Origin of the sequence: Mesorhizobium sp., from assembly GCF_004963255.1 — a bacterium.
GTDB lineage: Bacteria > Pseudomonadota > Alphaproteobacteria > Rhizobiales > Rhizobiaceae > Mesorhizobium.
The window spans coordinates 85,021-109,790 of the sequence record NZ_SUGA01000018.1 but is presented as its reverse complement, the minus strand read 5'-3'; the positions used below and the strand labels follow the sequence as shown (position 1 = coordinate 109,790).

Sequence of the window (24,770 nt, the reverse complement as noted above, 5' to 3'; positions counted from 1 at the left end):
ACGAGCCGGCCGCGGAACATGCCCATCGGGCATGAGAATCCGAACTCGCCTGGTTGCTTGGGTATCAGCTCGACGGCGACGGTTTCACCGGTCGGCAGATCGGCGCTCTTCTGGAAATCGGGAAAAATCACCTTGTCCGAGCAGGAGGCGGTTTCCTCACGGCGGAAATTCAGCCGGACCGGGCGACCGCTGCGGACGACGATCGTGTCTGGCGTGTAGCCGCCCTTCACGAGGATCATCGCCTCCTGGTAGCCGCCGCTCGTTTCCGCCGCCCGCATGCCCTTCGAACGCTTGAGCCAGAAGAACCAGATGATGAAGGCGACCAGGCCGATCCCGGCCACGGTCACTGTCCAGCGGTCGGGTGTCATGAGCCTGTCCTCCTCGGCTGAAAGAAGCGCAAACGATTGGCGTTGGTGACGACGGTCACCGAACTGAACGCCATGGCGGCGGCTGCGATGAGGGGAGAGAGCAGAAGCCCGATGAACGGATAGAGCACGCCCGTCGCGACCGGGATGCCCAGCGCGTTGTAGCCGAAGGCGCCGACGAGGTTCTGCCGGACGTTGCGCATCGTCGCCCGGCTGATCTCGATCGCCGTGACGACGCCCATTAGGCTGCCCTTGATAAGCGTCACGTCGCTTGCCTCGATGGCGACGTCGGTTCCGGTGCCGATGGCGAAACCGACATCGGCTTGGGCGAGCGCCGGCGCGTCGTTGACGCCGTCGCCGACCATGCCGACCGACTTGCCTTCGAGCTGCAGCTTCTGCACCTCGTGCGCCTTGTCGTCCGGAAGGACTTCCGCTAGCACACGATCGATGCCGACTTCGCGCGCGATCGCCCGACCCGTGCGTTCGTTGTCGCCGGTCAGCATGACGACCTCGATGCCGAGCCCTTTCAGGATTTCGATCGCCGCCCTGGAATCCGGCTTCACGGTGTCGGCGACGGCGATCAGCCCGGCCGCCTGCCCGTCGACCGCCACATACATCGGCGTTTTGCCTTCATTGGCGAGGCGCTCCCATTGCGGCAGCAGCGCGTCTGCGGGAACACCGCGGTCGCGCATCAGCTTGGCGTTGCCGAACAGCACATCATGGCCATCGATGCGTCCACTGACGCCGTGGCCCGGGATCGCCGCGAAACCTTCAGCGTCGACCAGCTCGATCATCCACGCCTCGGCGCCCTTCACGATGGCCGAGGCCAGCGGATGCTCGGAGCCGCGCTCAAGGGAAGCGGTGAGCCGCAGCACGGCGCTCTCTTCGTGGCCCGGCGTGACGACGACGTCGGTCAGCGCCGGCTCGCCCTTGGTGATCGTGCCCGTCTTGTCGAGAATGATCGCGTCGAGTTTCTCAGCTGCCTGCAACGCGTCGCCGGAGCGGATCAGGATGCCGTTTTCCGCTCCCTTGCCGATGCCGACCGTAAGCGAGGTCGGTGTGGCAAGGCCGAGCGCGCAGGGACAGGCGATGATCAGCGTGGTGACCAGGATGACCGTGGCATAGATCAGCCGCGGTTCAGGCCCAAAGTCGTACCAGGCCACGGCTGCCAGGATCGCGACGATCATGACCGCGGGCACGAAGTAGCCCGACACGGTATCCACGACGCGCTGGATCGGCGCCTTCGACCCCTGCGCGTCCTTCACCATGCGGATGATACTTGCCAGCGCGGTATCCTTGCCGACCTTGGTCGCGGTGAAGCGGAAGCTGCCCGTCTCGTTGAGCGTGCCGCCGATGACCTCGTCGCCGGCCTGCTTTTCGACCGGCATGGATTCGCCGGTGATCATCGACTCATCGATAGCGCTCGATCCGGCGCTCACCTTGCCATCGACCGGGACCTTTTCGCCGGGACGGACGATCACCGTGTCGCCGACCAGCACCTCCTCGACGGGGAGGTCGATTTCCTTGCCGTCGCGCACAACTCTTGCGGTCTTCGCCTGCAGCCCGATCAGCTTCTTGATCGCTTGCGAGGTCCGGCCCTTGGCCTTGATCTCCAAGGCGAGACCCAGCACGACGAGCGCGACGACGACATCGGTCACGTCCCAGAAGACCTCGGCGAGCGCCATGTCGGGAAAGATCCCTGGCCATGCGACCGCCACGACCGAATAGAGGAACGCCGCCGTGATGCCGATCGCGATCAGCGTGTGCATGTTGGCCGCGCGGTGCTTCAGCGCGTCCCACATGCCAACAAAGAACTGCGATCCCGACCACAGCAGAACGGGCAAGCTCGCCAAACCGAGCAGCGCCCAAACGATCCGGCGCGTGTCGCTGCCCATGGGCATCCACTCGCGCAGTCCCGGAATGAGATCGGGATAGCTAAGCGCCATCACCGGGAGGGAGATGACCGCTGCGAGCCAGAACCTCCGCATCAGGCCGCGGTATTCCTGCTCGGTCGCCGCCTCGGCTGGATCTAGCGTCTCGCCCGTGGGTCTCACCTTCGGCTCGGCTACCCTGTAGCCGGAGGATTCGATCGACCTCCTCAGTTCCTGGAAATCAGTCCGTTCCGGCTGATACTCTATGTCGACGGCGTTGGGTGCGAGGCTGGCGCGGGCGGCGATCACGCCAGGGGTCGTCTTCAGCGCCAGCTCGACACGTATGGCGCACGAGGTGCAATGCATGTTCTTGATGGGAATTCGCGTCGTCGCCGTACCGGCGGCGTAGCCGACGGAGCGAATGGCGCGCAGGATTTCCGCAACCTTCGCCTGGGTCGGGTCATACTCGACCTTCGCCGTCTGCGTTGCGAGATTGACTGAGACGCCCTGCACCCCTTTGACGGCCCGAATGGCCTGCTCGATTGCCGGCGGGCAGTGGGCGCAGTTCATTCCTCCAATGCGGAGGGTGAGTGACTCGCGCGCCTCGGCCAGGCCACCAGACGTGTGATCAGGGATTGGGGCTTCTGTCCGCATGTTCATGCGTTTTCTCCTCGAAATACATTCGCGACCGAAGCCAGCGTAGGCCCGGCACAAAGAGCGATCCTGTTCGGCAAGCGCGAGATTTGTCCGCCGAACAGGGCGTCAGAGAACGGAACGAGGGGGCCGAAAGGCTTCGTCAGGCCTGGTCAGTGCGAAACCCGATTGTTCGGGGAAAGCTGGGGCGCCAGGCTCAGCTGCGGAGGCGATATCAGGGGAGGCTGCCAGAGCAACTGCCGAACAACCGAAACAATGTCCGCCCATGCACAAGCCGCAATGGCCGTCATGGCAACCCGACTCGTCCAGGGTTGATGCCGACAGAGAGGCCGCCGAGGCCAGCCGATCGGCCTTGCCATCGGCAACCGACTGGACGACCCTGACTGACGAGAAGTCTGGTGATGCGCCGAACGCGTGCGCTTGCGCTGAGCCCGAAGGCGTCAGCAACAGAAAAAGGGCAAGCCCGAACGCAAGCATGATCGCACCGAGGGTGCCGCTTGCAGTCTGATGGCGTCGCTGCCAGATGTGACAAGATTGTCCAAGCACGGCAAGGCTTCCGAGCTATTCACCATGTGCATGATCGCCTGCTCAGTCCAAATGCGCTTTGATGCACGTCAAATCCCGCCCGGCCGGTTGCAAGCTGCCATCCTCCAACGTCCGCGCGAAACCAGCAACGCCAGCCCGTAAGGCAGCGCGCCCGATCCAGCTACCGGATGTGCTGATAGGTTAAGCCGATCCGGACGGCAGCAGGTTTCCGACCCGGAACAGTGATGTCCAGCTTAATATCGTAGCGGTCATTGCCCGGCAGCTCGACGAAGTTGCCGTAGGTGACGGTTCCGGCAATCGACATCGGCTCCAGCTTGATATTCTGCTGGCCAACATGGCCGAGCGCTGACACATTCGCCGTCACCTCAGCGTTCTCGATCCGTTCGCCGGTCCTGGCATCGAAGACGGCGACGACGACGTGGTATTGATGCGCGCCCCGAGGTGCGCCACCATGCATGCCGCCCTCCGGGTGGCTTTCCAAGTGGCCTCGCAAAATTGCAGCGGGCAAAACCCCAAAATAGACGCTCAGGCCGTGTGCCTCCTTGTAGTTTTCATCGGCGGCCGAAGCCCTACCTCCGGTAGTGATCCCCACTAAAAACACGCTGACAACGAATCCGAGAATCCTAATCAACGTCCCAAATCGCTTTGCTCGGGCGCGTGGCAGTCCAGTCCTTTCGATCGCGATCGAGTATTGTCCCCTAGTGAACATGATCCTTCTCCACGATCTCCCAACCGCCTGCGTTCCAGTGATTAGATCATCAACTCCCTCACAGCCTCCGCAATGACCGGCGTCAAATCGATGGCGTTCGACGGATGAGGAACTGCGTTGGTCGTCACGACAGCCGAGGCGAAGTCCCTCAGACTGCGGTAGCTCTCGGCGGAAAGTAGAGCATGCACGGCAACGCAAACGACGAAATGAAAGTGCTGTTCGCGCAGATGTCGGGCGGTTTCCATCATCGTGCCGCCGCTCGAGATGATGTCGTCGATCAGCACAGGGATACGGTCGGAATAAAGGTGGAGGTCGGGAACACTGATCCTCACGTCGCGGTCTCCCCGCCGCTCCTTGCGAAGAACTCGGTAGGGTGCGCCCACCATGTCAGCGACGGCGGCAACCCACTGCTCGCTTTCGATGTCCGGACCGACCAGAAGCGGCCGTTCCACGTTCGACCTGATCCAGGCGGCGAGAAGCGGTGCCGCATGTGCCGTCCGTGTGGGGATGGGATAGATCGCGCCGAGGGTTGGATAGCGGTGGAGGTGCGGATCGACGGTCGCCAGCCAGTCGACCTCGGCCGAGAGCTGGCGGGCAAAGGCAACCGAGGTGACCGCTTCGCCGGGATGGAAGCGCTTATCTTGGCGCATGTAGGCCAGATAAGGAGCCACGAGACCAACGCGCCGTGCTCCAAGCTCGCGAGCGGTGGCGGCGGCGAAAGCGAGCGTCAGGAACTTTGCGTCTGGGCGATCGAGCGTGCAGACGATAATCATGGAGCGGTTCTTCACATCCGTGTGGAAGCGCAGATAGGTTTCCTCGTCAGGAAAGCTCCGCACCTCTATGACGCCTATTTCTCCTTCTATCTCGCCGGCCAAGACCCTGGTCATGGCTTCGTTACCGGGCAGCGCAAAAAGCAGCGGGCGCGTCATGACTTCATGCTCCCGCCGCTGTGCCAAGGGATATCGCCTGAATCATCCTGCCCTCTGATTTCGAAAACCTCAGCATTAGCGGTGGCGTACCCGAATGCGTATTCGAGTTCCCCCGGCGTTTGAGCGTGGATCTGAAACAGCGGTTCCCCGGAACGGACGCTGTCTCCAATGCGGACGCGGCAATCGACTCCCGCGGCAGCGCTGCCGGGTGCGCCGGCGAGCTTGGCGATCCTTGCAACCCGGCGGTTATCGATCCGCCCGATACGACCAGTCCTGTTGGCCAGGACTGGGCGGGTATGCGGCGCGGTTTTCGGTTCGGTGAAGCCTCCCTGCGCCTCGCAGATCGCGAGGAATTTGGCGAGTGCGGCCCCGCTGTCGAGCAGCATCCGGGCTAGCACGCGTCCCTTGCCGGGCCCCGAGCCAGGCACAGCATCCAGCAGCGCGCCGGCTATCTCGAGCGCGCGGTTGCGCAGGTCTCTGGGGGCTTCCGCTTCGTTGCGCAGGACGCTCAGCACGTCGCGCGCCTCAAGGGCCGGACCGATGCCATATCCGACGGGCTGGGAACCATCGGTGCGCAGTACCGTAAGCTGCAATCCGAGAGCCTGCGCAGTCACAAGCAACCTTGCCTCGAGAGATGAAGCCGCCGCCGCGGAACGCACCTTCGCGGTCAGCCCGACAGGAACGTCGATGAGGGCGTGAGTGGAGCCGGCCGCGACCTTCTTGGAAAGTACGCTGGCGACCAACTGGCCGTCGCTGTCGAAGTCGAGCGGGCGCTCGATACGAACCAAGAGATCGTCGGCCGGGCTAAGACGGGCATTGCCGCCCCACACGATACAGCCTCCTTCCCGCTCGACGACGCGCCGCATGGCATCGATATCCAATGTGACGGGGGCCATGACTTCCATGACATCAGCAGTGCCTGCCGGCGACGTAATGGCGCGCGAGGATGTTTTGGGGATCCGATGCCCTGCCGCGGCGACGATCGCGACGACTATCGGCGTGGTGCGATTTCCCGGCAGCCCGCCGACGCAGTGCTTGTCCAGCACCGGCCCACCGCCCCAATCGATGCGTTCACCGACTGCCACCATTGCCTTGGTGAGCGCGATCGTCTCGTCATTGTCCAACCGCTCGCCGGCACAGGCCGTGACGAAGGCCGTCAGTTCGACGTCGGACAGGCGATTTGCGACCGCGTCGCGCATGAGGGCGAGGAAATCATCATAGCCGAGCTGCCGGCCAAAAACTTTGGCTCGCAGCGCCGTCGTCGACACGGGCGGCTCAGCGTGGGAAAACGTCGCCCACGGATCAGGGCCGGGATCCATCACTTTCCAGGCTGCCTCCGACAGCGCGGCGACATCCGGTGCAAGATGATCGTCGACAACCACGTTAAGCGTGGCAATAACCTCGCGATCGCCGCTGCGCGCTAAAACGCGGGTGAGCGCGGTGAAACCTTCGGAGCGGCACACATGGCAATCGCGATGCATGTAGACCACCGGCTGCTGGTACGTGTCGATGCCCGCCCGGACGAGGCGGAGCCTGTCGTGTGGGTCGCTCATGTCTGCCACTCCCGATCGATCCGTTCGATATGCTCATGAACGCAGGCCTGCCGTCCCACTTCCCCACAGATACGGCCATGCAATATCTCGGGATAATTGCTCATCTTGCGATGCTCTTCCCGCGAGCCGTTGTCCGAGTGACCTCAAGCTGCCGTGGCAACTGCAGGCTTGCTATTGCGGCAATAGCCAGGACTGCGGCAGGCACGAGGGACGCAATCGAGACATCGAAAGACTCGAAAAGCAGGCCGGCACCTGCTGAGCCGAGTGCCTGGCCCGCGCTAGTCACGGTGCTCTGCAGACCAAGCTCAGCAGCATGGCCGCGTCTGGTAATCCAGGATATCCAGTAGGTGAGTGTAGGAGCCAGCAGGCCTCCGGAAGCCGCCACCGTGCCCGTGGGGATCAGAAGCCCGTCGGACCTGCCCGCGACGAGAACCAGCGCCAGGCCGATGGCCATCACCCCAAAAGCTGGAGCGACTAGCCACCGTGTTGTCTCCGGCTTCACCGATCGCGAGAATACGATGCCTTGGGCGACCAACATTACCGCCATGCACATAGCAAACATCGACCCGAGTGCCGTCGGCGTTACGGAAAGGGCGCGGCTCCGCAGCGTGAGATACACCTCGAACAGTCCAAGTCCTCCGGCCAGAGCGGCTGCAAGCCCCAGCAAACGGAACTCAACAGATCTCGCCACACCCTCGGATTCGATGTCGGTGCGCTTCCGCTGCGGCGGCGGACCGCCCTCGATGGCGCGCGCGACCACCGCGGCGGCAACCGCGGCCCCTCCCGCAACGAGAAGGCTCAACAAGAGCGCTCCGTCCGGCATCGCACCAAATGGTATAATAGTGCCGAGCCACTGCCACGAGAGGCCGCCTATCATCGGGCCGGCAAGAAGCCCGAGGCTGGACGCCACGCTGATTTGCCCGAAGGCTCGAGCGCGTCTGCTCTCGTCGGGTTGGATGTCCGCGATGAACGCATAGGCACTGGGAAGCACTGCCGCAGCGAAGCAGCCGTTGAGCAGGCGCATCACGTAGAGAAACGTTAGGTTTAGCGGAATTGTCGTGGCTGCAAAGGTGACGGCAAATCCGGCGAGGCCGAGAATCAGTATCGGCCGCCGCCCATGGCGATCCGACATGCGACCCCAGGGAAACGCTGTCGCCAACGGTGCGACCGCAAATGCAGCGGTCAGCAATCCCGTGTGACGAGCGATGTCAACCGGGTTCGGCGATGCCAGCAATCGCTGTACGATCATTGGCAGCACTGGCAGCATCGTCCCGTAGCCAAGGGCTATCACGAATGCGCAAAAAACGAGCGAGGCAAGCGCCTGGGAGCGACGGCGTCCGAGCTGTTTTGTCAATTGGATCACGCTACAACTCCTGTAGGGCTCTCGCCAGGGTCAAACATGTCGCTCGCAAATGCCGCCGCTCGACCCGCGGGAAAAACAGCGCTCAAGAAGGCGGAGCCTGCCCCAGCCAGCCGCCTTTGAACCCGGCGCGGCGCAATCCGGCAACGATGTGGGGGCAACCGCGCATCAAGCGCCAAACTTGGTCGCTCAGGTAGTTCTCGATCATCAGCACGATGGGGCCCTGGTTGATGCCGAACTGCCAGGGCGATACCCACCATCCGTACGAATTGCCGGGCTCTCCTGGATGGGTGGGATTGAAGGCGGCCTTGAAGCCGTATCTGTTGAACTCCTTCAGCTTCGCCTGATCGATGCAGAAGTCGAGCGCCTCCAGGACGATCTCCGGAGCGAATGGCAATGAAGCCGCGACCGCCCAAGGCGCGAGCGTGCCGTCATCCGGTCCATAGGGAACGCCGCGGCCGACATAGTCGTAGAACTCCCGCTGGACACCATTGAGCTTGAGAGTGACCGGACCTGGTCCCTCGCTTGCAGTGATCCCCCAGCAGCACTCGCGGTAACCTTCGAACTTCCGCGGATTCATGATGGCATAGCATTGCTGGAGATAGGTCGCCCGCCGGCTGTTCTCGAAATAATCGATGCCCTTCCCGCGCATGAAAGCGTCCTGGATCCCGCGAAAGTCGATCCAGACATGCGACAGCTGGTGCGTGAACAACGGCCCGGCATAGAGATATCCATAGCCGTAGCAGCTTTCCCAACGGTAGCTCGACGTCCAGGCGGCGTAACTGCTCTCGGGAAGAGAAAGGTCGGTGAGCCGAGCGCCAGAACGTAAAGCAGAAGGGCCTCGTCGTAACCTTCCCCGCGGTATTTGATGAACCCGTTTTCCGGGCTCCAGCCATGCGTCACCGTAGCGCCCTGGTTCTGGGCCCATTGCCAGTCGGCACGCCGATAGAGCGCATCGGCAAGCGTGCGGATTTCCTGCTCGTCGGCGGTCTCTTCACCGAAATACGCGGCCGCCGTGAGAGCCCCTGCCAACAGGAGGGCGCTGTCGATCGTGGACAGCTCGCACTGCCAGGCGCGCCGTCCTGTCTGCATGTCGAGGAAATGATAGTAGAACCCACGGTAGCCGATAGCGTCGGGCTCCGGCCCCTGGGGACTCGTCCAGAAGAAGCGGAGCGTAGCCAGGGTTCGTGCGACGGCTTCTGGCCGAGTCATGTATCCGCGCTCGACGGCGACCGGATAGCAGGTGAGAGCGAGACCCGTCGCCGCTATGCTGGCCGGCCAATAGGCGGCGGTCTTGTCGCGGATGAGGCCGTTGGCGGGATTCACCTCGCCCAGGAAGTACTCGAAGGTTTCGCGCTGCAGCTGCAGCAGTTCCTCCGTGCGGACGCTCCGCTTCGTCTTCATGGTCCAACCTGGAGATCTCGCGTTGATCGAAGGGGCCGCTGCGGCGTAACGCAACGGCCCCTTCGAGTCTCACATCATGCCCATCGGCGCCGGCACGAGCAGCTTGTCGGCCACGGCCTTCTGGGCATCGTCTAGCGACGCGTAGAAGGGCTCCAAAGCGACCTTGAGCCGCCTCAGTCCCTCGAGCCGCGTCGACAGCATTCGCTCCTGGACCTCGATCCGCTTCACTGGCGTTTCGGGGGCGGTATCTCCGCCCGTCATGCCGCCCGGCATTTTCGCCATCATGTCCTTGGCCGAACGGGTGTTTGCCCGCAGCGCCTCGGCGACGGCGTCCCACAAGGGCCGCTGCGCTTTGGTGAGTTTCAGTTCGGTCGAGAGGAAGGCGATCCGCCCCTCGACATGCTCGGGCGACATCATCTGCCCCATGGGGGTGTCGCCGCCCGCCATCATGTCCATCATCATCTTCATCATGTCGTTCGGCATCATGGTGTTGGACATCGAGCCGCCCATCATCATGGGCATCCCCAAGCCAGTGCCTCCGTCCTCCGCATTCTCCGTCGCGGCAGGTGGCGGCGAGGCATCTCCGCTGCCGGCTGGATGATGGGCATCGTTCGCGAGAACGGGCGCCGAGAAGGCGAGGATTGCTCCGATCGCCAGGGTCCTGAAGAGGGTATTCATATGGTTCTGTCTCATGGTCCTGTCCTTGAAATCGGTTAGGCGGTGTAGTCGACGACGGTCATCATGCCGCTCGCCATGTGATAGAGGTGATGGCAGTGAAACGCCCATGTGCCTGGGTTAGCGGCATCGAACGCCACCGTCACCTCGCGCATCGGCGGCAACCAGACGGTGTCGCGCACAGCTCCCGCGAAGCGGCGTCCGTCGATCGCGACAACCTGGAAATGATGGCCGTGCAGGTGCATGGGATGGCCCATCATGCTGGCGTTGCGCAGGACGAGTTCGATGCGCTCACCCTTTCGCACGGCGATCGGCTTATGGTCGTCCCATGTCCTGCCGTTGAGCGTCCAGGAGTAGCCCTGCATGGTGCCGCCAATCTCGACGGACTGGTTCCGGTCCACAGACGCCACGGCCAGGGGCTTGGCAGCGACGAGGCTGGACTCGAATGCAAGGTCGAACGCGGCTGTCGCCTGGTCGCCAGCCAGCGCGATGCGCTTTACCGCGCCGCCCCTGGTCGCCAACACGAAGCCAGTGCGCTCGACACTGCCCTCCCGCAGCGCCAGGATCGGCCAGGCTCCCGCCTCGTCCGGAATACGCAGCCGGATATCGAGGCGCTGGCCCATGGCGAGCGGAAAGCGGCGACCGCGCACTGGCGTGACGGGATTCCCGTCGACAGCGATCGCTTCGCCCTCGATCGACCCGGTGTCGATCCAGAATGCCGTGGCGGTGGCGCCGTTGATGAGGCGCAGCCGGACCGTGCCGTTGCGTTCCACAGCAAACAGCTGTGGATCGTCGAGCGTCCGGTCGTTCGCCAGGTAGGCGTCGTATTGGATGTCGTTGACGTCCATCGGCATGGCCATGCCTTGCCCGTCCGACATGCCTTGCCCGCCTGACATGTCTTGCATGTCCATGCCTGACATGCCCGACATCGAATGTCCGGCCATGCCGTCGTTTCCCGATCCGGGCACTGATCCGGTCAGCCCGGCCAGCAATTCCTCAGGCGTCTTGAAGCTGAAGTCGTGGAACAGCACCACCAGGGGCTGCTCGTCCGCGCCTGCCTCCGCAGGATCCGTAACGACCAGCGGCGCGGCAAGCAGCTGCTGTTCCTGCAGCGTGTGGGCATGCATCCAATGCGTGCCCGGCGTCGCGACGGGGAAGCTGTAATCATAGGACTGGCCCGGCTGCAGCAACGGTTGCGGCAGGTCGGGCACGCCGTCCTGTCCGAAGGGCGGCGTCAGGCCGTGCCAATGGATCAAGGTCGGCGCGTTCAGCCGATTTTCGAGCCGGACCTGGAAGTCATTGGCGGCCGAGGTGACGAGCCCTGGGGTGCCGTCGGGCTGGACGAGACCGAAGACTTTGGCGGCACGGCCGGCCACCTCGATGATGCGGGTATCTGCCCGGATGACGCTCGGGGAGGCCGCCTGTACAGCGCGGGGATAGATCAGCGGCAGGACGACGCCCGCGGCGCCGGCAGCCACCGTGGATGCCAGGAACTGGCGACGGGATATGGATTGCATTGCAAAGCTCTCATGTTCGTGACTCAAGGGCCGGATTAACCGGCGGCGAAGCGCACGAACGGAAGGCGCGCGTGCGCTCAGGCGGTCACGACAAGATTCGGAGGGCGCAGCCCGACTGGCACGTCACTTGGAGAGGATACGAAAGGCGGCGCTATCGCGACAGGATGGCTTCCCGAAATCGCGACGAAGAGATGAACGTCAACCGGGACGCAGAATGAGCAGCTTGAAGCCGAGATGCAGCATGTGCCTTGATGGCGCGCATGGCCGAAATCCTTGCACGGGGCGGAACCATCATGTCGGATCGCTGCGGAGCCATGATTATGCTCTGCGGCCCAATGGGCGCCAAGCGGAGACGCGGCCGAATTGGCATGGCTGGCAAGGACCGTGGTGAACGCCATCAGCAAGGCGAGGCAGATGCCGAGCCAACGCGAACCGTCGAATCCTGACGAGCGCTTCATGGAACAGCCAAGCCTTGGTCGGATGCCTTTCCGATCCACAATCAACCCTTCCCGAGCCTCGGCGAACGCCATCTTGGAATTACTCTATCCCGCAGACGTGGGCCGGAATTTGCCAAACTCGTTCAAGCACAATGCGGCTTCCAAGTTCTTCACATTAATGATTACTTCTTCAATCAAAAAGCGCTTTGACATACGTCAATCCGATCGAACCGGCTCTAGGGGACAATTCCGCGACAAATAAGAGGATCTCTGATGGAAACATCCCGCGGAGGACCATTTTCGACATACGCCCTGGGTCGAATCCAATCGACGGTTTCACGATGGGTGATAGGATGACCGCGCGAACCATCATGGCAGCCCTGGCAATTGCGTTTTCCCTCTCGCCTTCGCATGCAGCACAGCATCGTCTGCCGACCGGTTACAAATGGGGCCGCTGCCTGCTCGTCGTTCACGGCGAGACCCGCATCTCCGGAAAATGCTCCTACCAAATCGAGCAGGGCGGCGATTTCAACATCCAGGGCCCCAAGCAGGTTTTCGCGGGTATCGACTATCCCGACACGCATAGCGGGGCTGGCGAGATGTCCAAGGATTACTGGGCGGTTATCTACAAGGACGGAGATTCTTGGGCAGGCTATGCCAACGGGGATATTCGCGAGACGCACGGCGAGGTGGGCGATTGGGGAGACCTTCGCCGCGAAGGCGCCTGCTATATCGGGAAGGACGTCAAGGTCTGCCTTTGGCGTTAGAGCAATTCCAGGAAAAGTGTGAGCGGTTTCCGTCCGGAATTGCGTGAAAACAAAGAGATAAGTGGTTCGCCGTTTCCGTGAAACGGTGAACCACTTTACCCGGCTCAAGGCGATTGCGGAGTTCCTTGAGACCTAAAGCGCGTTGCGATCCTTCGGATTCGCTCCATGCGCTTTAGGTTTTTTGATTTTACGCATGTCTTTATCCCGAAACCGGTCCCACTTTCGGGAGACATGCTTTAACGGCCAGCTTTTTCAGACCCCGATTGATGCGCGGCGATCGCGCTCAGGAAAACCTCGCCGAACTCCTTCAGCTTGGCTCCGCCCACGCCATTCACCTCGGCGAAATCGTCGAGGTCTTGCGGGCGGCGCTCGGCCATGTCGATCAGCGTGCGATCGGAGAACACAACATAGGCCGGCACCTGGCGTTCCTTGGCGAGCCGCAGCCGCAGCGTCTTGAGCGTCGCCAGAAGCGATGCATCGACGCCTTCGCCACCCATGGCCGAGCCTTGCGCGGCGCGCTTCCTGCCGCGCGCAAGACGGTCCCGGCCCTCGACGCGATACTCGAAGGCAACCTCGCCGCGCCCGAGCGCGCGGCCGCTTTCCGAGATGACGAGGCCGCCATGGCCGTCTGGATCCGGCACCAGGAAGCCGCCGGCGACCAGTTGCCGGATCAGCGACAGCCAGACCGGCTTCCTGTGCATGATGCCGGTCCCGAAGCTGGCGAGCTTCTGATGGCCTCTCGCCAGCACCTTCTCGGTCTCGTGGTCGAGCAGGATATCGATGACATGGGCGGCTCCGAAGCGCTCGCCGCTCTGCGCCACGGCCGCAAGGATGATGCGCGCCTCGGCGCTGCCGTCGGCGCGCGGCGCCTGGTTAAGACAGTTGTCGCAATTGCCGCAGGCCTTCGCCTCCTCGCCGAAATAGCCGAGCAGCACCTGGCGCCGGCACTGCGCCGTCTCGCAATAGCCGATCAGCGTGTCGAGCCGGCGATGCGCCCGTCTCTTGTGCTCGGGCGAGGTATCCTCCTCGTCGATGAACATGCGGCGCGTGCGGATGTCGCCGGCGCCGTAGAGCATATGCGCTTCCGCCGGCCGGCCGTCGCGCCCGCCGCGGCCGATCTCCTGGTAATAGGCCTCCAGGCTGCCCGGCAGATCGGTGTGGAAGACATAGGCGACATCGGGCTTGTCGATGCCCATGCCGAAGGCGATGGTCGCCACCATGACGACGCCCGGCAGGCTCATGAAGGCGTTCTGGTTAGCTTCCCGCGCCTCCTTGCTCATGCCGGCATGATAGGCGAGCGCGCGCACGCCGTTCTTCTCCAGGAAGGCCGCCATTTCCTCGGTCTTGCGCCGCGACAGGCAGTAGATGATGCCGCTTTTGCCCTGGTGCCGCTCGACGAAGCGCAGCAGCTGGCGCTTGCTGTCCTGCTTGGTCTCGATCGCCAATTTGATGTTGGGCCGGTCGAAACCCAGCACCAGGGTTTCGGCGCGTCCGGCAAACAGCCGCGCCTCGATATCGCCGCGCGTCGCCTCGTCCGCCGTCGCCGTCAACGCAATGATCGGAACGTGCGGAAACACGCCGCGCAGCTGCGACAGGTCCTCATATTCGCGGCGGAAGGCCGGGCCCCATTGCGAGATGCAATGCGCCTCGTCGATGGCGATCAGGCTGACATCGAGCCGCGACAGCGCGTCCAGCATACGCTCCGTCATCAGCCGCTCCGGCGCCAGATAGAGCAGCCGCGTCTGCCCGGATGCCACGCGGCGCCAGGCCGCCACGTTGGCCTCGCGATCGAGCGAGGAATTGATCGTGTCGGCGGCCACGCCGGCGAGACGCAAGGCGGCGACCTGATCCTGCATCAGCGCCACCAGCGGCGACACCACGATGGTGAGCCCGCCCTTGACCAGCGCCGGAACCTGATAGCAGAGCGACTTGCCGGCGCCCGTCGGCATGACCGCCAGCATATGGCGTCCGGAGAGCAGCGCCTCGATCACGGTCGCCTGCCCGGGACGGAAATCGTCGTAGCCGAACACATCCTTCAGGACGCGACGCGTGGGATCCTCGGCCCGGATGCTTGCTGCCTGTGGCATCAACTCGCTTCCGCGGTCAACATGTGGCCCGGCATATCGTAGCCGAATTCGCGGCAGAAGCTTTCCACGCGGGCGAGAAACGTCGCAGGCAGGCTATTCAGATAGGTCCGGAATTCTTCATTGCGCTCCCATTTCCTCAGCGACGTCGCCCGTATCGGATTGTCCGCATCCCGGCTATACAGGGTGACCGGTGAAAGATCGAACGATCGAGCGATCCTGCCCTGGACGATATCAGGTTCGGCGATCAGCTCTTCATAGCGCAAATAGAAAACGGCTCTTTCGGGCTGAGCCCGTCTAAGGCGCATCAATCCGGCGTACTCCGCCTCCCAGCGTTCGGTCGTTACATGGAAACGCCGCTCGTTCACCGTCTCCGGATGCGAGCTGGTGAGCACATCGAAAGGATGCCTCACACAGTAGATCAACCCAACCGAGGCAGGCAGATGTTCGATATCCTTGTGGCTTTCATGAGTGCGTTTGACGACCAGATTGAATTGGGGGCGATCGAGTTCGAGCAGCGCCTGATAGGGCGCTTCGTCCGCATGGACATAGGTATCGTCGAAACACGCCATCAAACGACGGCTGAGCGTGGTTCCGCTGCGAGCACAGCCTGCGATGAAGATTCGTTTGCGAAATGTCATTGCCGAGGGCAGCCGCCGCGCGGCCTTGCGCAGGCGCCAAAAAAATCGCCTTGCGCCGCGGCCCAGAATGGTGACCCGGGTTGGGGCTCGGGCAGGGACGTCCTTCGACGTAATCTCGGCCAAGGCGATGCCGCTCTCTCCCGCGACGGAGTAGAGAAGCCAAGTGCGGCCATTTTCCTCGAAAATAGCGGGATCGCGCAACGCGTTTTCCTTGCCTTCGGCCGCCCCGTCCCGGCTGGGACGGACCGGCAAACCCGCTCCTTCGAAGTCCGTCTGCGGCCGCAGCAGTTCCGTTTCGCCCTGCACCGTCCAGTTTCCCCAGTCCTCGGCGAGATCTATCGCGCCATGAAGGATTCGTTCCGGCGCATCGCCCCTGCGCGTGTAATAGATCCGCAGCCAGCGGCCGGACTTCTGCAGCGCAAGATGCCGTAGGGTCGGGCCGCGCTTTACGGGAGGCAGGATGACCGGGCCTTGTTCGAAATCGGAGATGCCAGTCCCGGAACGGAAGACGGTGACGGTTCCCGTCCCCAGAAAACCGTACCACCATTGGTCGTGGTGGAAAAAGCGCGCATAAGAAGGCCCAAGCGGCTCGGGAAGCGGATTGAAATGAAGGCCGTCAGCGGATGTCGCGGCAAAGGTCATCTGGCCTTCCCCGCTTTCTGCCGGTCCATGAAAATACATGACAAGGCGGTGGTTCCGCTGATCGACATGAACGTCGGGAGACGCGATGTGCTCCTTGATGAACGGACATTGCTCAAGGGACAGCACGCCGCCGGGATGGATGTGCCACGGACCTTCGATCGAATCTGCGTGGGCGAGGCGAATATAGGAGCCGCCATGGTCGGCGAAGTAGAGATGGTAAGCGCCTAGCCGCCCCTGCGCCCAGTCGGGCATGCGGATCAGCGACGGCCCGTTGATGTTGATTCCCTCGTTGCCCGGCAACATGTCCGGCGTCACGATAAGTCCATGCCGCGTTGCGGTGAGGATGGGCTGCGAGATCATGCGTCGGGATGCCTCCGGCCGGCAGCGCCCATCCGACGACAACTGCGCCTGTTTTGGGGGCCCGCACGTTCCAGCCCGGCTTCGCCGGGTCTCACCCGTCGCTTGCTCTTCCAAGCCAGCCCCCTTCAAGGATAAATCCGGGCTCGCCGCGCGCGGCAGGCGTCTTTGCCCGATTGCCGGTTCTGGCATCGTTCGGTCTTGTCGTTTCGATACAACGACATGCGTAGAAACGGAAGGTCTAGAGCAATTCCGGGAAAAGTGTGAGCGGTTTTCCTTCCGGGATTGCGTAAAAACAAGGAGATAGCGCGGTTCGCCGTTTCCGTGAAACGGTGAACCGCTCTAAGCCAATGCCGATCGATCCCGACCAGACACCGCGCAGGCGAAGTAATGACGCTCGTGAAATCGTCGCAGCCTGGCAGGCCGGCGCGTCATGCCGCTTCGAGCCGCGGCGACGGTGACATCGCCGCTGGTGGGAGTTCCACCGGCGCCTTGTGCAGTGCTATAAGGCCAAGCCGTCCGCTGCCGACAGCCGGGATCCAAAAGGAACCTTCACATGATCGATCCCGCCACGCTCATCACCTACATCGCGATCGTGTTCGGCTTCGTCTTCATTCCGGGACCGGCGACGCTGCTCACCGTGTCGCGCGCGACGAGCTCGGGCACGAAGGTCGGCATCGCCACCGGCGCCGGTGTCGCGGCGGGCGATGTCATCCACACCATCATGGCCATTGTCGGCATCTCGGCCATCATCGCCGCCTCGGCGATGCTGTTCAGCATCATCAAATATATCGGCGCTGCCTATCTCGTTTATCTCGGCATCCGCGCCATGCTTGAAAAGGTGCCGGCCGATCTCGCGGGCAGGACGCTATCGATCTCGGCGGGAAAAGCCTTCCGGCAGGCGATCCTGACCGAAGTGCTCAACCCGAAGACCGCTCTGTTCTTCCTCGCCTTCCTGCCACAATTCGTCCACCCGCAAGGCGGCTTCGTGGTGCTGCAATTGATGCTGCTGGGCATCATCTTCGTCCTGCTCGGTCTCTTCAGCACGGTGGTCTTCGCCGTCAGCGCGGGTGGCCTGGGCTCCTTCCTGCGCCGCCATCCGGCAGTTCTGAAATGGCAAGGCAAGGTGGTCGGCGGCATCTATTGCGCGCTCGGCCTGAGGCTCGCGCTGCAGCAGCGCTGAATTTTTGCCAGCCTGCCTCCAGCCAGTCGTCGTTAAACCTATCTTCACCATGCTGCGGCACAGTTGCTGTCCTGCGGCAATGTTAGAGTACCGCGGCGGCGCAACCAGCGCCCAGGCAACAGGCCCGCGCCCGACGGCGCGGGCTTTCCTTTGAGCGGCGGATACTCAGCCGAGGAAATCGGCGCGGTAAGGCGCGAAGCTGTCGACCAGGCGCCCGGCCTCCAGCGCCCTGACGCCATGCACGAGATTGGAAGGCACGATGAAGCTGCTTCCGGTCTCGAGGATCTCCGATCGGCCGTCGATGGTGACCTCGAAGCGGCCCTCGGCGACATAGCTTGCCTGGACATGCGGATGCGAATGCAGCACGCCGACGCCGCCCTTTTCAAAAGCGAATTCGACCATCATCAGTTCGTCTGTATGCACCAGCACGCGCCGGCGATTGCCATCCGGCGTCGGTTCCCAGGCTTTTGTGCCCGCGTGTGAGAAAATATCGCTCATCGTCCAATTTCCATTCGAAGCATGACGTTCCTCCCTGCCAAGACCATGGGCGCCAGGTTCAGAGCCGGTAGGCCTTCTTGGCAAGCGTATAGGCAAGGTCGCGCGCCAGCTCATGCGCCTCGTCCTCGCGCAGCCGATGCTCGGCGACCAGCCGCGCCAGGAAGGCGCAGTCGACGCGGCGCGCGACGTCGTGGCGCGCCGGGATCGACGGAAAGGCGCGCGTGTCGTCGTTGAAGCCGACCGTGTTGTAGAAGCCTGCCGTCTCGGTAGTCATCTCGCGAAAGCGGCGCATCCCTTCCGGACTGTCGTGAAACCACCAGGCCGGGCCCAGCTTTAGCGCCGGATAGACGCCGGCGAGCGGCGCCAGCTCGCGCGCATAGCTCGACTCATCGAGCGTGAACAGGATGATCGTGAGGTCGCGCTCCAGCCCGACGCAGTCGAGCAGCGGCTTCAGCGCCGTCACATAGTCGGCGCGCGTCGGGATATCGAAGCCCTTGTCGCGGCCGAATTTCTGGAAAACGGCAGGGGAATGATTGCGCCATGATCCGGGATGGATCTGCATCACCAGGCCGTCGTCGCGGCTCATCTTGGCCATTTCGGTCAGCATCTGCGCCCTGAACAGCCGCCGCTCGCGCTCGTCGTCGGAGCCGCGGCGGATACGGTTGAACAGCTCCTGCGCCGCCGGGTCGGAGAGATTGGCGGTCTCGGCGGTCGGATGGCCGTGATCGGACGAGGTGGCGCCGAATTGCTTGAAATAGGCGCGGCGCTGCCGATGCGCATCGAGATAGCCCGTCCATGTGCCTGTATTGCAGCCGGTGATGTCGGCAAGGCGATCGAGATTGGAAGCAAATCCCTCGAAATCGGGATCGACCACCGCGTCCGGCCGATAGGCCGTGACGACGCGGCCGTTCCAGCCGCTGTCGCGGATCATCCGGTGCCATTTGAGATCGTCGAGCGCGCCGTCGGTCGTGGCGATCACCTCGATGTTGAAGCGCTCGAACAGCGCGCGCGGACGATAGTCGTCGCGCTGCAGCAGCGTGGCGATCGTATCGTAGGTGCGGTCGGCGGAAGCGGCGGTGAGCAGCTCCTCGATGCCGAACAGATGCGCGAACACATGGTCGAGCCAGAGCCGGGTCGGCGTGCCGCGGAAGAGATAATAATGCTCGGCGAAGCGCCGCCAGATCATCCGGCCATCGGTCTCGCCCGGCGCGCCATCGAGCGTCGGCACGCCGAGCTCTTCCAGCCGCAAGCCCTGGCTGAGCAGCATGCGAAGGATGTAATGATCGGGCACGATCAGCAATTGCGCCGGATCGGGGAACGGCTCGTTGAGCGCATACCAGCGCGGGTCGGTATGACCATGCGGGCTGACGATGGGCAGGTCCTTCACGCCGGCGTAAAGGGCGCGGGCCAGCGCGCGCGAATTCGCCTCGGGCGCGAACAGCAGATCGGGATCGGTTAGTGCGGCCACTTGGCTCCTCCCGGATTGCGTTGGAGCATGATCTCGAACCGAGGGTCGGTGAACGCAAGAAGCGGGACCCGCTTTGCAAAAGATCATGCTCCGACAAAGAGTTAGATCGAAATGGCGATTCAACGAAATCGCCATCCTGATCTAACGGTGAATCTGTCGGAGGCAATGTCAACATGCAAAACGATCGATTGCATGGCGGCTCTCGAAAGCAACGCAGCCATTGTGCGCGCCGACAGCGGATGTTACGTCGCTGCCATCGTTTTCGCCCGGCATCAGGCGGGCAACCCGATCGGAGACTTTGCTTCCCATGAACGGTCGCCTGTCCAACGCCACAATCGCCAAGCTGCCGGCCGAAGTCCTGGTTCCTCGCTATCCCCGCAATTCTGTCACCCCCGGCATCGTCCATCTTGGTGTCGGCGCTTTTCACCGCGCGCACCAGGCCGCCTATGTCGATGCCTGCCTGGCGGACGGCGAAAGCGATTGGGGCATCGTCGGCGTCTCGCTGCGCAGCCCCGACACGCGCGACGCGCTCAAACCGCAGGACGGGCTCTACACGCTGGCGATCCGGGACAGCGCCGGCGAACAGCTACAGGTGATCGGTTCGATCCAGTCCTTGCTCGTCGCTCCGGAGGACCCCGGCGCGGTGCTCGCCGCGCTGTCCGATCCGCGCACCCGCATCGTGACGCTCACCATCACCGAGAAGGCTTATCTCAGGGCGGCCGACGGCAGTCTCGACAGCGCGCACCCCGACATCGTCCACGACCTCGCCAACCCCGGGTCGCCGAGGACGGCGCATGGCTTTCTCGCCGAATCACTGGCGCGCCGCAGCATTGCCGGCACACCGCCTTTCACCGTGCTCTGCTGCGACAATCTTCCGGCCAACGGCGCCACGCTGCACCGGCTGCTGATCGAATTCGCGAAGCTGCGCGATGCCGATCTCGAGCGCCATGTCGCCGACGAAGTCGCCTTCCCGTCCTCCATGGTCGACCGAATCGTGCCGGCGACCACGGATGCCGACCGGACGCGCATCGGCCAACAGCTCGGCGTCGAGGATGCCTGGCCGGTGATGACCGAGCCCTTCCGCCAATGGGTGATCGAAGACCGTTTCCCGGCCGGTCGGCCGGCCTGGGAGAGATTCGGCGTCACCATGGTCGAGGATGTCGGCCCCTTCGAGGATATGAAGCTGAGGCTGCTCAACGGCGCGCATTCCGGCATCGCCTATCTCGGCCTGCTCAGCGGCCATGCCACCGTCGACCGCGCCTTTGCCGACTCGGCAATAAGGCAATTCGTCGACCGGCTCTGGGCCGAAGCCATCCCGACGCTGCCGCAGGATGCCGGGCTCGACACAACCGCCTACACAGCCGAGCTCGCAGATCGGTTTTCGAACACCGCGCTCGCCCACCGCACCGCGCAGATCGCCAATGACGGCAGCCAGAAGCTGCCGCAACGCATCGTCGCTTCAGCGCTTGCGCGGCTTGAGGCGGGACTGCTTCCCGAACATCTGTCGCTGGTTGTCGCCGCCTGGATCGCGGCATGCGCCGCGCGCGGCGGTGCTTTGCCAGAAGGCCATTTCACCGATCCGCTCGATGCCGCCCTCAGCGAGCTGTTCGGCCGCAATCTGCCGACGGCGACAATGGCCGAGGCCGTGTTCGACCTCGCCGGCTTCGCCATAGGCCACGCGGAGCGCCAGCGGTTGATCGAGTTTGTCGCCACGCATCTCGTCCATTTCAGGCAGGGCGGCCCGAAACTGGCCTTTGCCGCGCTCGGCATTGGCAACGAGCCGCCCAGGCTGGCGGAGTAGCAGTTCGCCCGCCGACCCGCCCGGGATTGCGCCCCAAGCAGCGCGAACTTTATTGCAAACAACAAACAAAAAAAGCGGGGCAAGCCCCGCTTTTTCAGTCTCGTGTCCTATCCGCAATCAGGCCGGCAGCAGCGCGCCTTCCAGCGTCGTGAGCTGGGCGAGGAACTGCTCGGCGCGGCTGCGCGCCATGTCGTCCTTGGCGTCGGCGGCGTCTTCCCTGGCGTCCTGGATGCGGCGGGCAAGGTCGGCGCGGTCGATGTCGTTAACATGCACGGCCGATTCGGCAAGCAGCGTGCAGCCCGACGGCAGGATGTCGGCGAAACCGCCGAACACGACATAGCGGTCTTCCTTGCCGCCCGCGGCCTTCACCGTTACGACGCCGGGCTTGATGGTGGTCATGACCGGCGCGTGCTGCGCCATCACCGTCATCTCGCCTTCGGCGCCCGGGATGACGACGGACTCGACCTGCTCGGAAACGAGCAGCCGCTCCGGCGAGACCAGTTCGAACTTGAAAGCTTCAGCCATTGTGCTTCACCTTGCCGGCGATACTTTTGTCAGTCTGCAATCCTGTCCCACAGAAGGGACAGAACATGACCGCTTGATCGAAATACCCAAGACCGTCTTCCGTTTCCACAGTCCCAACGGTCATCATCAATATCCCATCGTCGGTCTCGAAGAACGACGGCGACGGAAGCTCTGTCATCACCTCTTGCAGGGTGGAGCAACAGAACTTCCTGTCCATGGATTACGCCGCTTCAGCCGCCAGGCGCTGTGCCTTCTCGACCGCTTCGTCGATACCGCCCACCATGTAGAAGGCGGCTTCCGGCAGGTGGTCGTAGTCGCCGGCGCAGAGGCCCTTGAAGCCCTTGATGGTGTCGGCGAGGTCGACCAGCTTGCCCGGCGAGCCGGTGAACACTTCGGCGACGAAGAACGGCTGCGACAGGAAGCGCTCGATCTTGCGGGCGCGGGCCACCGTCTGCTTGTCCTCTTCCGAAAGCTCGTCCATGCCCAGGATGGCGATGATGTCCTGCAGCGACTTATAGCGCTGCAGGATCGACTGCACCTGGCGGGCCACCTGATAGTGCTCCTCGCCGACAACCATCGGGTCGAGCATGCGCGAGGTGGAATCCAGCGGATCGACGGCCGGGTAAATTCCCTTCTCCGAGATCGCGCGGTTGAGCACGGTCGTCGCGTCAAGGTGCGCGAAGGAGGTCGCCGGCGCCGGATCGGTCAAGTCGTCGGCCGGCACGTAGATGGCCTGCACCGAGGTGATCGAGCCCTTGGTCGTCGTCGTGATGCGCTCCTGCAGCGCGCCCATGTCGGTGGCTAGCGTCGGCTGATAGCCCACGGCGGAAGGAATGCGGCCGAGCAGCGCCGACACTTCCGAGCCCGCCTGCGTGAAGCGGAAGATGTTGTCGACAAAGAATAGCACGTCCTGGCCCTGGTCGCGGAAGTACTCGGCGACCGTGAGGCCGGTCAGGCCGACGCGGGCGCGCGCGCCCGGCGGCTCGTTCATCTGGCCGTACACCAGCGCCGCCTTCGAGCCCTGGCCGCCGCCCTTCTTGTTGACGCCCGATTCGATGAACTCGTGATAGAGGTCGTTGCCTTCGCGGGTGCGCTCGCCGACGCCGGCGAACACCGAGAAGCCGCCGTGAGCCTTGGCGACGTTGTTGATCAGTTCCTGGATCAGCACGGTCTTGCCGACGCCGGCGCCGCCGAACAGGCCGATCTTGCCGCCGCGGGCGTAAGGCGCCAAGAGGTCGAGAACCTTGATGCCGGTGACCAGGATCTGCGCTTCCGTCGACTGGTCGACATAGGCCGGAGCCGGCTGGTGGATGGCGCGCATTTCGATGCCGTCGACGGGGCCTTCCTCGTCGACCGGCTCGCCGATGACGTTGATGATGCGGCCGAGCATGCCCGGACCGACCGGAACCGAGATCGGCGCGCCGGTGTCAAAGACGTCCTGGCCGCGCACCAGACCTTCGGTCGAGTCCATGGCGATGCAGCGCACGGTGTTCTCGCCGAGATGCTGGGCGACCTCGAGCACCAGGCGGTTGCCGACATTGTCGGTTTCCAGCGCGTTCAGAATGGCCGGCAGGTGATCTTCGAACTGCACGTCGACGACGGCGCCGATGACCTGGCGGACCTTGCCGGCGGCGCCGACGCGCTTGGCCGCGACGCTGGCCGCGGAAGCCGCGGCCTTGGCCGGAGCGGCCGCCTTCTTCGCCGGAGCGGCGGCCTTCGCGGCCGCTGCCGGGGCCTTTGCCGCCTTCGGGGCCGATGCCTCCTTGGCCGCGGTCTTCGGGGTAGCTGCTTTCGCCATCGTCTTTGCCCTTTTCGTCTATCCGTTGTTCACGCCGCTGCGAGGTCCGGGACCCCGCCCGCGCGCGCCTAGAGCGCCTCGGCGCCCGAAATGATTTCGATCAGTTCCTTGGTGATCTGCGCCTGCCGCTGGCGGTTGTAGGTGATCGACAGCCTGTTGATCATGTCGCCGGCATTGCGCGTCGCATTGTCCATCGCGCTCATCTTGGCGCCCATCTCGCCGGCCGCGTTCTCCAGCAGCGCCCGGAAGATCTGCACCGCGATGTTGCGCGGGATGAGGTCGGAGAGGATCTCGCCCGGCTCCGGCTCGTATTCGTAGACCGCGGTGGCGCCATTGCCCGTCGCGGCGGCGGCCGAAGCCTGTGCCGCCGGGATGATCTGCTGCGCCGTCGGAATCTGGCTTATCACCGACTTGAACTGCGAATAGAACAGCGTGCAGATGTCGAAGCCGCCCTCGTTGAAGAGGTGGATGACCTTGCGCGCGATTGCGTCGGCGTTGACGAAGCCGAGCGTCTTGACCTCGCGCAGATCGACGCGTTCGAGGATCAGCGCGCCGTAGTCGCGGCGCAGGATGTCAAAACCCTTCTTGCCGACGCAGATGATCTTGACCTGCTTGCCGTCGGCCAGAAGCCTGCGGATGTGGTCGCGGGCAAGCCGCGCGATCTGCGAGTTGAAGCCGCCGCACAGGCCACGCTCGGCTGTGCAGACGATGAGCAGATGCACGTCGTCCTTGCCGGTGCTGGTCATAAGCGCCGGGGCATCACCGCCACCGCCGATCGCCTGCGTGATGTTGGCCAGCACCGCGCCCATGCGCTCGGAATAGGGACGCGCCGCTTCCGCCGCTTCCTGCGCGCGACGCAGCTTCGCCGCGGCGACCATCTGCATCGCCTTGGTGATCTTCTGCGTCGCCTTGACCGAGGCGATGCGATTACGAAGGTCTTTTAACGAAGCCATGCTTCAAACCTGATCCCGTGCGTCCGGCTTCGT

Annotated in this window: 19 protein-coding genes and 1 pseudogene; 3 read left to right on the top strand and 17 right to left on the bottom strand. The window is 63.6% G+C overall.

Features of this window, described 5'->3' with window-relative positions:
* From E5X34_RS19410 to E5X34_RS19370, 9 genes and pseudogenes are all read right to left on the bottom strand, one after another.
* Positions 1-368: cupredoxin domain-containing protein (locus tag E5X34_RS19410; RefSeq protein WP_292567945.1), on the bottom strand; the 368-nt coding region annotated here is incomplete at its 3' end.
* Positions 365-2,896 (bottom strand): copper-translocating P-type ATPase, encoded by a 2,532-nt coding sequence (locus tag E5X34_RS19405; protein WP_292567943.1) that lies wholly within the window; start codon positions 2,894-2,896, stop codon positions 365-367. The genes E5X34_RS19410 and E5X34_RS19405, both read right to left, overlap by 4 nt.
* Before the next feature lie 700 nt (positions 2,897-3,596).
* Positions 3,597-4,145 (bottom strand): iron transporter, encoded by a 549-nt coding sequence (locus tag E5X34_RS19400; RefSeq protein WP_292567941.1) that lies wholly within the window; start codon positions 4,143-4,145, stop codon positions 3,597-3,599.
* Positions 4,146-4,186: 41 nt separating this feature from the next.
* Positions 4,187-5,074 carry a ribose-phosphate pyrophosphokinase gene (locus E5X34_RS19395; protein WP_292567939.1) on the bottom strand — a complete coding sequence of 296 codons (888 nt, stop codon included), beginning with the start codon at positions 5,072-5,074 and terminating at the stop codon, positions 4,187-4,189.
* Complete coding sequence (locus E5X34_RS19390) at positions 5,071-6,627, bottom strand: thymidine phosphorylase family protein (RefSeq protein ID WP_292567937.1); 1,557 nt, start codon at positions 6,625-6,627, stop codon at positions 5,071-5,073. Before E5X34_RS19390 ends, E5X34_RS19395 begins: the two co-directional genes overlap by 4 nt.
* Positions 6,628-6,727: 100 nt before the next feature.
* Positions 6,728-7,990: an MFS transporter gene (locus tag E5X34_RS19385; RefSeq protein ID WP_292567935.1), complete on the bottom strand. Its 1,263-nt coding sequence runs from the start codon at positions 7,988-7,990 to the stop codon at positions 6,728-6,730.
* An 82-nt stretch (positions 7,991-8,072) separates the two neighbouring features.
* Positions 8,073-9,391, bottom strand: a pseudogene (locus E5X34_RS19380) (glucoamylase family protein).
* A gap of 69 nt (positions 9,392-9,460) precedes the next feature.
* Entirely contained in the window at positions 9,461-10,084 is a 624-nt protein-coding gene (locus tag E5X34_RS19375) for a Spy/CpxP family protein refolding chaperone (protein WP_292567933.1), read from the bottom strand.
* 20 nt (positions 10,085-10,104) lie between these two features.
* Positions 10,105-11,583, bottom strand: coding sequence for a multicopper oxidase family protein (locus E5X34_RS19370; RefSeq protein WP_292567931.1), 1,479 nt, complete (start codon positions 11,581-11,583; stop codon positions 10,105-10,107).
* A 790-nt stretch (positions 11,584-12,373) separates the two neighbouring features.
* Between E5X34_RS19370 and E5X34_RS19365 the strand changes: the two genes are divergently transcribed.
* Positions 12,374-12,787, top strand: a complete 414-nt coding sequence (locus E5X34_RS19365; RefSeq protein WP_292567929.1) for a hypothetical protein — start codon at positions 12,374-12,376, stop codon at positions 12,785-12,787.
* A gap of 236 nt (positions 12,788-13,023) precedes the next feature.
* On the opposite strand, the gene recQ is transcribed toward E5X34_RS19365, so the two are convergent.
* Entirely contained in the window at positions 13,024-14,874 is a 1,851-nt protein-coding gene (gene recQ / locus E5X34_RS19360) for a DNA helicase RecQ (RefSeq protein WP_292567927.1), read from the bottom strand.
* Positions 14,874-16,514: a hypothetical protein gene (locus E5X34_RS19355; RefSeq protein ID WP_292567925.1), complete on the bottom strand. Its 1,641-nt coding sequence runs from the start codon at positions 16,512-16,514 to the stop codon at positions 14,874-14,876. The genes recQ and E5X34_RS19355 overlap by 1 nt, the downstream gene beginning before the upstream one ends.
* A 553-nt stretch (positions 16,515-17,067) precedes the next feature.
* Here E5X34_RS19355 and E5X34_RS19350 point away from each other — a divergent pair.
* Complete coding sequence (locus tag E5X34_RS19350) at positions 17,068-17,694, top strand: LysE family translocator (RefSeq protein WP_292567923.1); 627 nt, start codon at positions 17,068-17,070, stop codon at positions 17,692-17,694.
* 165 nt (positions 17,695-17,859) lie between these two features.
* Here the strand turns inward: E5X34_RS19350 and E5X34_RS19345 are convergent, their stop codons facing one another.
* Together E5X34_RS19345 and uxaC are read right to left on the bottom strand one after the other, a co-directional pair.
* Entirely contained in the window at positions 17,860-18,192 is a 333-nt protein-coding gene (locus tag E5X34_RS19345) for a cupin domain-containing protein (RefSeq protein ID WP_292567921.1), read from the bottom strand.
* A 58-nt stretch (positions 18,193-18,250) separates the two neighbouring features.
* Positions 18,251-19,660, bottom strand: coding sequence for a glucuronate isomerase (uxaC, locus tag E5X34_RS19340; protein ID WP_292567919.1), 1,410 nt, complete (start codon positions 19,658-19,660; stop codon positions 18,251-18,253).
* 307 nt (positions 19,661-19,967) lie between these two features.
* Between uxaC and E5X34_RS19335 the strand changes: the two genes are divergently transcribed.
* Complete coding sequence (locus E5X34_RS19335) at positions 19,968-21,461, top strand: mannitol dehydrogenase family protein (RefSeq protein ID WP_292567917.1); 1,494 nt, start codon at positions 19,968-19,970, stop codon at positions 21,459-21,461.
* 117 nt (positions 21,462-21,578) lie between these two features.
* Here the strand turns inward: E5X34_RS19335 and E5X34_RS19330 are convergent, their stop codons facing one another.
* The 4 genes from E5X34_RS19330 to E5X34_RS19315 all read right to left on the bottom strand — a co-directional run bounded on the left by E5X34_RS19330 (position 21,579) and on the right by E5X34_RS19315 (position 24,737).
* Positions 21,579-21,986, bottom strand: a complete 408-nt coding sequence (locus E5X34_RS19330; protein ID WP_292567915.1) for a F0F1 ATP synthase subunit epsilon — start codon at positions 21,984-21,986, stop codon at positions 21,579-21,581.
* Positions 21,979-22,203 carry a hypothetical protein gene (locus E5X34_RS19325; RefSeq protein ID WP_042645650.1) on the bottom strand — a complete coding sequence of 75 codons (225 nt, stop codon included), beginning with the start codon at positions 22,201-22,203 and terminating at the stop codon, positions 21,979-21,981. The genes E5X34_RS19330 and E5X34_RS19325 overlap by 8 nt, the downstream gene beginning before the upstream one ends.
* A gap of 3 nt (positions 22,204-22,206) precedes the next feature.
* The gene (gene atpD, locus E5X34_RS19320) at positions 22,207-23,784 is read right to left on the bottom strand and encodes a F0F1 ATP synthase subunit beta (RefSeq protein ID WP_292567913.1); all 1,578 of its coding nucleotides are present in this window, start codon (positions 23,782-23,784) and stop codon (positions 22,207-22,209) included.
* Between the two features lie 68 nt (positions 23,785-23,852).
* Positions 23,853-24,737, bottom strand: a complete 885-nt coding sequence (locus E5X34_RS19315; RefSeq protein WP_292567911.1) for a F0F1 ATP synthase subunit gamma — start codon at positions 24,735-24,737, stop codon at positions 23,853-23,855.
* Positions 24,738-24,770: the final 33 nt, after the last annotated feature.